The organism is Streptomyces chattanoogensis (genome assembly GCF_001294335.1).
Classification (GTDB): Bacteria; Actinomycetota; Actinomycetes; order Streptomycetales; family Streptomycetaceae; genus Streptomyces; species Streptomyces chattanoogensis.
In genome coordinates, this window is record NZ_LGKG01000002.1 from 120,898 (window position 1) to 131,472 (window position 10,575).

Here is a 10,575-nt window from a genome sequence, read left to right on the forward strand (position 1 = left end):
GCTGTCGAACGTGCTGCTCACTCCCAGCAACGTCAACGACGCCACGGCGTTCCGGCAGGTCCTCGACGGCATCCGTGTCCGCGTGCCGTCACGGGTCGGCCGCGCACGACACCCGAGCGCGTGCCGGGGTGACCGTGATCCCAACGTGGTCTGAATCGCCGACCGCCACCGCGCCGGACTCGCCGCGGACGCTCCCTAGGCAACCCACGTCCCGGTCAGCGTCTGCACGGCCGAGCCGTCGAGGTCCTTGAGCTTCGCCCCGGCGAAGGCGCGCGCGGCGTCGGAAGTGAGCACCCGGAAGGCGGGCCGCTCGGCTGCCAGTAGTTCGACCATCTGCGCTGCCACGTCCTGCGGCGTCTGTGCGTGGGCGAAGGCGCCGCGGGTGCGGTCCAGGTAGGCGGACAGGGCAGGCGCGTACGGCCCGGCCTGCTCCAGTGCGTTGTCTGCGAGGCCCACATTGCTGACGAACTCGCTGGCCACGGCGCCCGGCTCGACCACGCTGACAGACACGCCGGCCGTGGCCGCGACCGGCGCGAGGGACTCCATGAAGCCCTCCACCGCGAACTTGGCGGCGCAGTATGCCTCGTTGAAGGGCTGGCCGATCACGCCGCCGACGCTGGTCACGGTCAGCACCCGGCCCTTGCTCGCCCGGAGCAGGGGCATGGCGGCCTTGGTGACGTGCAGCACGCCGAAGAAGTTGACCTCCATGACGGTGCGCACGTCCTCGACGCTCTCCCGCTCCAGGGTGCCGAGGTGGCCCGCGCCGGCGTTGTTGACCAACGCGTCCAGCCGGTCGAGGCCGGCCAGGCATGCCTCGACCGAGGCTGGGTCGGTCACGTCCAGGGTCCGGACGTCGACGGTGACTCCGGCTGCCTCCGCCGCCGCCAGCAGCGCGCCCGCCTTGGCGGTGTCGCGCATGGTGGCGATCACCTGCCAGCCGCTCTGTGCGGCGGCCACGGCGGTGGCCAGGCCGATACCGGACGAGGTGCCGGTGATCAGGACGGTCTTGGTGCTCATTCAGTGACCCACTTTACTTATGCAGCATAATTAATATTGAGCATAAGTATGGGGTGCGATATTTCAGGTTGTCAAGCACCTCGGTACGCTGGACGCCATGTCCCACCCATCAGATGAGCTCACCAGGGAGATCGTCGGCCTCTTCGCGGCCATCAACCGCCGCTACAGCCAGGAGGCCGAGGCCGCCGCGTCGAACCACGACCTGACCCCGCTCCAGGCCAAGGCACTGCTCGCCGCCGAAGGCCCGGTCCCGACCCGCCGCATCGCCGATCGGCTGCACGCGGAGCCGTCCAACGTGACCGTGATCATCGACCGGCTGGAGTCCCGCGGGCTGGTCGAGCGGAGCCACGACCCGGACGACCGCCGCGTCAAACGCGTCGCCGCCACCAGGGCCGGCCGCACCGCCGCCGCCGACCTCCGCGCCCGCATGCCCTTCGCCGCCGAACCCCTGGCCCGGCTCACTACGCAGCAGCGCGAGACGTTGCGTGAGCTGCTGCAGCTGATCCTGGAGGCGTGACAGCAGTCGGGATTCCAGTACGCCATCCGGTGGCGGCGGAGGACACCCGAGCGCCGCCATTCGGATGAAGAGGAGTCACAGCGGCCGGACAGGCAACCGGGGATCCGGCAGTCGTCGTCGACAGCGCTGCCACGCGGAACGCACATGCCGCCACCGTCAGCCTTCGCCACCCGATCAGCGGCACGACAGGGCAAGGCACATAAAGGCACATAGCGAGCGCCCACACATGCCTTGCCTGAGGTGTCAGGCAGCACATCCCGGCACCCGCCGGAACGCCACCGCATTCCCTTGTTCCTTGTGTGCGGGCTCCTCAACACCGCGCCGAGCCACGGCTTCCGCTCCGCCGTCGGGTGGGTCCCGAGCACGACCGCCCTTGCTGCGTCCGAGTGGTGCGGGACAACCGTTCGGGTCATGGTGGATGTGTTCGGCGCATATTCACCTCCCACGCGAAGGAGCAACGGCATGGCGAAGTACACCCGCCGCGATGCGAGCATCATGAACACCTGGGACCCGGTGCTGTACTGGTATGCCCGGGCCGTGGGTGAGATGCAGAAACGGAATGCCGGCGATCCGACGAGTTGGGTATTCCAGGCACGGATGCACGGCGTGGAGGGAGGCGCCAATCTGCCCCCTCCCATTCCGAAGCACTGGAATCAGTGCCCGCATGGCGGTTGGTACTTCTTGCCGTGGCACCGGGCCTATATCTGGTACTTCGAGAGAATCGTGCGGGCGACCATCAAGAAGATCGCCGCAGCCGAAGGAATCACTCCCGACCCGTCCGCCACCTGGGCCCTCCCGTACTGGAACTACGCGTTGGACCCGGCAGGCACGGAACCCGCATTCACCTCGCGTGCGCTGCCCGCGGCATTTCGTGAACCGCAGATGCCGAGCAAGCCGGACGGCAGTGGACCGCTCGTCACCAACCCGCTCTACCTTCCCGACGAACGAGTCCCCGAGCAGGACTTCTGGAAGAAGCCGCACCGCGGTGAAGGACAGAACTCGGCCCACGAAGTGGTCGACCACGACGCGGCCAGCCCGTACTGCGCCATGCAGTTGGACATCTTCTCCCTTCCCAAGGGAGGGATGGTTCCGCAGCCCAGCTTCGGCAGTGCGAACTCCGGTCCCGACATGCCGCACTTCGACAGGCAAGGCCCTGGGCAACTGGAGTTGACGCCCCACGGACTGATCCACGACGGCGTCGGGGGCTGGATGGGCGCGGTGTCGGGTTCTGCCCGCGACCCGATCTTCTGGCTGCACCACGCCAACATCGACCGCTTCTGGCCGTCGTGGCTCAAGAGAGACGTGCATCGCAAGAACCCGCAGGAACCGTGGCTGTCCAGGAAGTTCATCCTGTTCGACGAGAGCGGGAGCCAGGTGCAACCTGAACCCACCCCGCGGGACTTCGTCAAGTCGGATCTCGACTACGAGTACGAGTCACTGGACAAGGGGACAGGACAGCATCCGGTCGTCTGCGCACAACAGGTGGTGAGTGCGGAGGAGCGGGTCCTGGTCACGTCCAACCCCGGCCACACCCTGAGCCTCGCCGAACCGACGGAAGTGCCCTTGGAAGCCGCCGACGACTCCAGTCAGGCTCAGAGCTTCCTCGCCAGCGGCGACGTACCTGAGACCGGGCTGATCCTGACGGTGAAGGGGATCCGGTCCAACACGCCCCCGGGAACGCCCTATCGCGTCTACCTCAACCCGCCGCAAGGGGAGGGGCAGCCCGACAACGACTACTTCGTGGGCTGGGTTTCCTTCTTCGGCGCGACCGATGTCGAGGGCGGTCACCACGGCCATGGCGAGGGCGGTGGCGACGGCAACGAGTTCAGCTACGACATCACCGATCGCGTCCGCCAACTGCAGGAGCGCGGCCTGTGGACGCAGGACCCGCTCACCGTCTCCATCGTGCCCGCCACTCCGGCACCGAGCGAGTTCGCCGCCAGCCCTGACGCTCCCCGGCCCAGCGTCGAGCACGTCATCATCACCACCCGGTAGCCCGCAACGGCCGACGGCTCCGCACCCGCCATCAGGGGTGCGGAGCCGTCGCTTTGCCCGGAACCGGCAGTCATGGCCTGCTGGTGATGGCCTGCGGCGCTCGGCGCAAGAGGGCCACTGCTGCCAGTCACATCCGAGTTGCCAGTCGAGGAACTCCTGCTCCCCCGAACAGGCCGCGGCGGGCCGAGGCTTGCCGAACTCGACGAGCTGGAAGCCGTTGGCGTAGAACTCGTTTCCGGTTCGCTCGTCAAAGATCGTGGGGAGTCGGATGAACGGTACCGCCCGGCCGAACGCCCGCGACTGCCGCCGCTTCAGCGCTGTGGGTCAGTAAGCCCAGTGCGCATCCCCGTCAGCGCCGGGCCCTGCGGACCACCATCGCGGATCCACCGCCGCGGCGCTTGGGTTCGGCGACCGCCTGCACCCGGCCATCGGAGAGGAACTCCAAGGCAGCGACGGCACCGATCTCCGGAGACGGGGTGAAGGTCTTGGGGGCCTCGACGAAGTGCTGGCCGAGTCGCTCCAGCGCGGCGCGCTCAGGGGAGTCGAGGAACGCCGGTTCGGCCTCGGTGTCCTTGCGGTTGCGCTGGGAGATCCGGGGTGCGGCAACCGCTTCCGGCAGGGACATGTCCAGGTCGACGCGGTTGACCAGGGTCTGCAGCACGGTCGTGATGATCGTGGCGCCTCCGGGCGAACCGACGGCGAGGTACGGACGGCCGTCCTTCAGGACGAGGGTCGGGGACATGCTGCTGCGCGGCCGCTTTCCGGGGCCGGGCAGGTTCGGGTCGGGCACGTCCTTGGAGAGGGGGGTGAAGTCGAAGTCGGTGAGCTCATTGTTGAGCAGGAAGCCGCGTCCGGGCACAGTGATCGCAGAGCCGCCGGTCTGCTCGATGGTCAGGGTGTACGACACCACGTTGCCCCAGCGGTCGGAGGTCACCAGATGAGTGGTCGAGGGGCCTTCGTACGGTGCCGGGCTGCCCGTCCGCTTCGGGCAACCAGTGCCGGGGCGCCGCGGATCCGCGGGGGCGAGGGGGCTGGTCAGGGTGGCGGTGGGGCTGATCAGGCAGGCCCGGTCCTTGGCGAACTCCTTGGACAGCAGCTCCTTGGTGGGAACGTCGGAGAAGGCCGGGTCGCCGACCCATCGGTTGCGGTCGGCGAACGCGATACGGCTGGCTTCCAGGTAGTGGTGGAGCGCCTGGACCCGGTCGGCCGCGGACAGATGGTAGTTCTCCAGGATGTTGAGCGCTTCGCCGACGGTGGTGCCGCCGGACGAGGAGGGCGCCATGGAGTAGACATCGAGACCGCGGTAGGTGGTGTGGGTCGGATCGCGGCGCAGCGCGGTGTACTTCGCCAGGTCGCCGGCCGCCATCAGGCCGGGGCGCACCTTCGTGTCGGATCCCGGTGCCACCGGCGGGTGCTGCACTGTCCGGACGACATCGCGCCCGATCGCCCCACGGTAGAGGGCGCCCATCCCCTCGCGGGCGAGTTGCCGGTAGGTACGGGCGAGGTCCGGGTTGCGGAAGCGCGACCCGACGACGGGGAGTTCACCGTGCGGCAGGAAGAGCTTGGCCGTGGAGGAGATGTTCCGGAAGCGTTCCTCGTTCATCTCGGTCTGGGCACGGAATTCGTCGTTGACGACGAACCCGTCGTCGGCAATCCGGGTGGCGGGCTCCAGGGCCTTGGCGGGCGAGAGGGTTCCCCAGTCGTGCAGCGCCTTCTGCCAGGTCGCCGGGGTGCCTGGTACGCCCACGGAGAGGCCCGAGTTGACGGCTTCGGGGAACGGAATGGGCTTCCCCGTCGAAGGGTCGATGAAGGCATCCGACTTCATACGGTCGGGGGCGGTCTCCCGGCCGTCTATGGTGCTGATCCTGCCGGTGCGGGCGTCGTAGTAGGTGAAATAGCCGCCGCCCCCGATGCCCGCCGAGTACGGCTCGACGACGCCGAGGGCGGCGGCAGTGGCGACCGCGGCGTCGACGGCATTGCCGCCGTGGCGCAGCACGTCGAGCCCTGCCCGGGAGGCGTACGGATTGACGCTGGAGACGGCGCCGCCGCTGCCGGTGGCAACGGATTCCTTGGCAGGCGGCTTGAGCCGGGAATTCGACGCGGCCTTCCCCGGGCCGGACGGGGCGCCGACGCCCGGCTGGGCGCCTGTGCTGAGGGAGAGGACCAGGGGCACGGCGGTCACCACAACGGCTGTGGCCGCGACCACGATGCGACGGACAGGCATAACGCCTCCGGGGATCTCGGGCGTGGGGGGTGAGATTGCCGAAACCCTGACAGGAGGCGACCGGCACAGCAACGTACGGTGGCGATAATTGCGCTACTTCTGAGGGTTCCCAATCGGTAACTTGACGGAGGGGCTTGGCGCCGGGAACTTCTTCCCCTTCCACGGCATGGGTGCCAACCAGCGGCCGGGTACGTGGCAGGGTGGGGGCATGTGTGGCCGATATGTCTCCACCCGACGTCCGCAGGATCTGGTCGGCCTGTTCGACGTCACGCGCTGGGACCCCGACCAGGTGCTCGATCCGAGCTGGAACGTGGCTCCGACCGACGACGTGTGGTCGGTGCTCGAACGCGTCGAACGCGACACCGGCGAGGTCACCCGGCAGCTGCGGCCGCTGCGCTGGGGGCTGGTGCCGTCGTGGGCGAAGAGCCTGAACGTCGGCGCGAAAATGATCAACGCCAGGGTGGAGACCGTCGCGGAGAAGCCGGCCTACCGCCGGGCGTTCGCGAAGCGCCGGTGTCTGTTGCCGGCGGACGGGTTCTACGAATGGCAGGCCGTCGCGGCGACCGGGACGGCCAAGGCCGGCAAGCAGCCGTACTTCATCAGCCCCGAGGACGGCCAGGTGATGGCGCTCGCCGGGCTGTACGAGTTCTGGCGCGACCCGGCCGTGTCCGACAACGAGGCGCCGGGTGCGTGGTGGACGACCTGCACGATCATCACGACCGAGGCCACCGACGCCGCCGGACGCGTCCACCCGCGCATGCCCCTGGCCATCGCACCCGACGACTGGGCCGCCTGGCTCGATCCCGCCCACCAGGATCCGGGGGAACTCCGTGCCTTGCTGGCGGCTCCCGCTGCCGGCCATCTGGACGCCCGCGCGGTGTCCCCCGCGGTCAACAGCGTACGCAACAACGGACCGCACCTCCTGGACGAGATCGCCGATGACCGGTCCGAGGACTGAAGGCGAGGGGCCGGGACGAGACGCCGCCGAGCGCTTCGCGGCAGCGAGTGCGTCGCTGCCGGCTGTCCGGCCGGGCCGCCGGGAAGGGCGTTGCATGGCGTGCTCACGCCGGGTAGCGTGACCACGGCCTTAATGCTCAATTCGGCGGATTAAGGCCACTGGCACCACTAAGTGAACGCGGCCACAAAGGCAACGGATTTCGCATGCGACGCTCCATTGCCGTTGCGGCAGGGGTTGGGGAGCCGTGCATGCCTGCGCGAGAGGCAGCCGTTGTCGCCGGGTTCGACATTTCGACTCTCAAGGGGGAACTCCATGAAGAAGCGCCTGATAGGTAAGTTCGCCGCCGCGGCGGTTCTCGCCCCGGCACTGGCCCTTGCGGGTACGGGCCAGGCATTCGCCGCCAGCCAGACCGTCACCTGGAAGAACAAGGGCAACGGCAAGTACCTGGCGTACTTCAACGGCAGGGTCCGTACGACTTCCGCCACCGGGGCGACCATGAAGTGGACCGAGACCAAGCAGTCCGGCGGTTCCTTCACCCTCAAGCACCGCATGACCGGGAAGTGCCTCGACAGCAACCGGCAGGGTGCCGTTTACGTGATTGCGTGCAACGGTGGCAACCACCAGAAGTGGTACGAGATCAAGGACTCCGCGGGCTGGCGGCTGAAGAACAAGGCCACCGGGCGCACCCTCGGGGTGCAGCCCAGCGGGATCGCTTACACCGCATCCGACACGCGCATCCCGCGCCAGCGCTGGAGCTGACGCACAGGGCGCGGAGGACACACCGCTCGTCCTCGCGGCTCGCCTGCGCAGCTCGTTCGGGCTTCGTGTGCGGCAGGCCAGACAGGCCCTCCATTCGCCGGACGGCGGATGGAGGGCCTCTTCGCTGTAGTCGGCTGTGGCGGTTATTCCGTGGGCCGGCGTGCCTGCCGTACTTCGTGGTGGATCGCCCAGGCGTCCGCTACCGGGCCCAGGTGCGCGAGCTTGTCGGGGTTGATCACCGAGCGGATCGTCTGGATCTGCCCGTCGAGCACCTCGAGTGCCAGGGTGTGGAGCACCTTGCCGTCCCGGTCGCGGAAGATCGCGCCCGGCTGGCCGTTGACCTCGTGCGGCGCGAACGTCACATCGATGCGGGCCATGAGGGGGAAGACGGCGGCGAGCAGCCGGGCCACGTTCCCGGCTCCGCTGACGGCCCTGGCCAGCTGCGGAGCCTTGCCACCGCCGTCGCCGACCATCGATACGTCGGCGGCGAGCAGTACCTGCAGGCCCGCGACGTCGCCTTCGCGGAGGGCCTCGAAGAACCGCGACGCGAGTTCCTCCCGTTCCGTGCGGACCACTTCGAAACGCGGCCGCCCGGCCTCCATGTGTCGCCGCGCCCGCACCAGCAGCTGCCGGCACGCCGCCTCCGACCGCCCCACCGCCGCGGCGACCTCGTCGAACCCGAAGCCGAACACCTCCCGCAGCACGAACACCGCCCGCTCCAGCGGGCTGAGCCGCTCCAGCAGCAGCAACGCCGCCATCGACACCGAGTCGGCCAGCTCGACCGACCGCGCCGGATCCTGGTACGGATCGCTCAGCAGCGGCTCGGGAAGCCACGGGCCCATGTACTCCTCGCGCCGCACCCGTGCGGAACGCAGTACATCGATCGAGATCCGTGTCACCGTGGCCGACAGAAAGGCCTTGGTCGACGTGGGCCGGGTCGCCGAGCCGTCGAAGCGCAGCCATGTCTCCTGCACCGCGTCCTCGGCCTCACCCACACTGCCCAGAATCCGGTAGGCGATCGAAAACAGCAGCGGCCGCAGCTCCTCGAACTCCTCGACCTTGCTCACGCCGACTCCCAACCCATTGCCGATGCCGATTCAGCCGCCGATACCGTTGACGATTCAGTGGAACTGCCCGGGCTGGTAGTTGCCGGCCGGCTGCTGGGTGATGATGTTCAGCCGGTTCGCCATGTTCATGAAGGAGACCAGCACCACCAGGGCGGTGAGCTGCTCCTCGTCGTAGTGCCTGGCGGCACGCGCCCACACCTCGTCGTCGACCCCGCCGGCCGCATCCGCGACCCGGGTCCCCTCCTCCGCCAGCTCCAGCGCGGCCCGCTCGGCCTCGGTGAAGACCGTGGCCTCCCGCCACGCCGCCACCAGGTTCAGCCGCACCGAGGACTCGCCGGCAGCGGCGGCCTCCTTGGTGTGCATGTCGATGCAGGCGGCGCAGCCGTTGATCTGGCTGACGCGCAGTGCCACCAACTCCTGCGTGGCGGTCGGCAGCGGCATGTCCTTGAGCTCCTTGCCGGCCGACATCAGGTACGTGAATGCCTTGCGGGCGGTCGGGCCGGTGGCGTAGTTCAGTCGCGCGTCCATGGTGTGCTCCTGTGTGGTGGTCGGTGGCTACACCCCCTGAGACGGGGTAGCCCGACCCCCTGTGACATGGACGCATGTGACCTGCGTCTCCCGGCTGTGGTCAGCGCCCCGGCAGTGTCTCCTGCAGCCAGTCGAAGACGATGTCGCAGTGCTGTTGCGGCGCCATCGGGGAGCAGTGCAGCTGCGCGCCGGTGGCTGCGGTGAGCTTCACGTAGTCCTTGGGGGAGGCCAGCTTGTCGAACAGCTGGCGTGGCTGTCCGGGATAGAACTGCTCGTCCTCGTAGTCGAGGACCAGGGTGGGCGTGGTGATGCGGTCCACGATGTCCGTGATGGTCAGGGCCTCGATACGGGTGGCGGGGGTGTAGAAGTCGGTGAAGACCTTGCCTTGGCGGGCGGCGAGCATTGCCGGGACGGAGAAGGGCTCGAAGCGTTTCTTCATCGTTGCGGCCGCGGCGGGCGGGAGCTCGGGGACGACCTCCTTGTTCCAGATGGTGTTGGTCTCCGCCTTGTCCGGGGTAAGGACCTTCCGGATCTCGGGCGGGAAACCCAGCCAGGGTTCCAGGCATCCCGGCATCGCCACCAGGGCGGCGAGCCGCGTCTCGAAGGCTGCGGCTCGGGGGGCCAGGTCGCCCGCCATGCTCAGCCCGGTCAGAGCGATGCGGTCGGCGTCCACGTCGGGACGGGCGGCCAGCCAGTCGACGAGCGGGGTGACCACCGTTTCCCAACGTGGTGTGAAGACCACGCGGTTCACGAAGAGCAACTGTCCCTGGCCCGGCCCGTCGTACACGAGGGCATTCCAGCCGCGCTCCAGGGCGGCCGAGACGCCATACGCCCACATGTCGACGTTCTGTCCGTCGCTGCCGTTGGTGAGGATCACGGTGGGGCGCCGCTCACCGGAGTCGTCCGGGCGGAAGAACCACACCGGCAGGGGGGTCTTCCCGTACGGGACGTTCGTCGTCACCGGTGCCGGGTCGCAGAGCCTGCAGAACGTGTCCCAGGCGCCGCGCCCCGCCCGGTAGAGCCGTTCCTCGCTGCCGGGGTCGTCGGAGCCGAGGACGAAGAACAGTGCCTGGGCGTAGTACTGAGCGGCCCGCAGTGCGCGAAGGCGTCTGGTCTGCCCGTCGGGCTTGCTGCCCTCGGGTGCTTCCAGCAACTGGTCACCGAGATGCTTGAAGGTGTCGACGTATGTCTGCGCGGACAGGCCGGCCTTGTTGATGCTGTTCACGGCGGTGAGGACCTCGCCCACCTCGCTGCCGCTGAATCCGGCGCCGCCGAGGGCCCAGAGCGCACTGAAGTTGTACGACGGGTCCTTGAAGAGCGTCATGGCGCCGGGCGTGGCGTCGCCGGTGGAGCCGGTGGCCGAGCCGGAAGGAAGCGGGGCGCGCCCCTGTGCGGTAGGGGTGTCCAAGGCCGTGCAACCCGCTGACAGTACGCCCCCGGCTCCGGCGACGAGCCCGGCGAGCGCGGTCCGTCGGGTCGGGTGGGGTGCCTCGTGCGCCACGTCTGTCAT

9 protein-coding genes are annotated in these 10,575 nt (G+C 68.8%); 4 read left to right on the forward strand and 5 right to left on the reverse strand.

Annotated features, from left to right (window positions below; genetic code table 11):
* Nucleotides 1-195: 195 nt before the first annotated feature.
* The gene (locus tag ADL29_RS03820; RefSeq protein WP_053922341.1) at nt 196-1,017 is read right to left on the reverse strand and encodes an SDR family oxidoreductase; all 822 of its coding nucleotides are present in this window, start codon (nt 1,015-1,017) and stop codon (nt 196-198) included.
* A gap of 97 nt (nt 1,018-1,114) precedes the next feature.
* Between ADL29_RS03820 and ADL29_RS03825 the strand changes: the two genes are divergently transcribed.
* The gene (locus ADL29_RS03825; protein ID WP_053922342.1) at nt 1,115-1,534 is read left to right on the forward strand and encodes a MarR family winged helix-turn-helix transcriptional regulator; all 420 of its coding nucleotides are present in this window, start codon (nt 1,115-1,117) and stop codon (nt 1,532-1,534) included.
* 462 nt (nt 1,535-1,996) lie between these two features.
* The gene (locus tag ADL29_RS03830; protein WP_053922343.1) at nt 1,997-3,529 is read left to right on the forward strand and encodes a tyrosinase family protein; all 1,533 of its coding nucleotides are present in this window, start codon (nt 1,997-1,999) and stop codon (nt 3,527-3,529) included.
* 349 nt (nt 3,530-3,878) lie between these two features.
* Here the strand turns inward: ADL29_RS03830 and ggt are convergent, their stop codons facing one another.
* Entirely contained in the window at nt 3,879-5,753 is a 1,875-nt protein-coding gene (gene ggt, locus ADL29_RS03835) for a gamma-glutamyltransferase (protein WP_053922344.1), read from the reverse strand.
* 208 nt (nt 5,754-5,961) lie between these two features.
* Here ggt and ADL29_RS03840 point away from each other — a divergent pair, with 208 nt between their 5' ends.
* Together ADL29_RS03840 and ADL29_RS03845 are read left to right on the forward strand one after the other, a co-directional pair.
* Nucleotides 5,962-6,711: an SOS response-associated peptidase gene (locus tag ADL29_RS03840; protein ID WP_046930217.1), complete on the forward strand. Its 750-nt coding sequence runs from the start codon at nt 5,962-5,964 to the stop codon at nt 6,709-6,711.
* 312 nt (nt 6,712-7,023) lie between these two features.
* Nucleotides 7,024-7,470 (forward strand): RICIN domain-containing protein, encoded by a 447-nt coding sequence (locus tag ADL29_RS03845; protein WP_053922345.1) that lies wholly within the window; start codon nt 7,024-7,026, stop codon nt 7,468-7,470.
* A 143-nt stretch (nt 7,471-7,613) separates the two neighbouring features.
* On the opposite strand, the gene ADL29_RS03850 is transcribed toward ADL29_RS03845, so the two are convergent.
* The 3 genes from ADL29_RS03850 to ADL29_RS03860 form a co-directional block, all read right to left on the reverse strand.
* Complete coding sequence (locus ADL29_RS03850; RefSeq protein WP_053922346.1) at nt 7,614-8,537, reverse strand: RNA polymerase sigma-70 factor; 924 nt, start codon at nt 8,535-8,537, stop codon at nt 7,614-7,616.
* 54 nt (nt 8,538-8,591) lie between these two features.
* Entirely contained in the window at nt 8,592-9,065 is a 474-nt protein-coding gene (locus ADL29_RS03855; protein ID WP_053922347.1) for a carboxymuconolactone decarboxylase family protein, read from the reverse strand.
* Between the two features lie 100 nt (nt 9,066-9,165).
* A complete protein-coding gene (locus ADL29_RS03860) occupies nt 9,166-10,575 on the reverse strand; it encodes an alpha/beta hydrolase family protein (RefSeq protein ID WP_053922348.1) in 1,410 nt (469 codons plus the stop codon).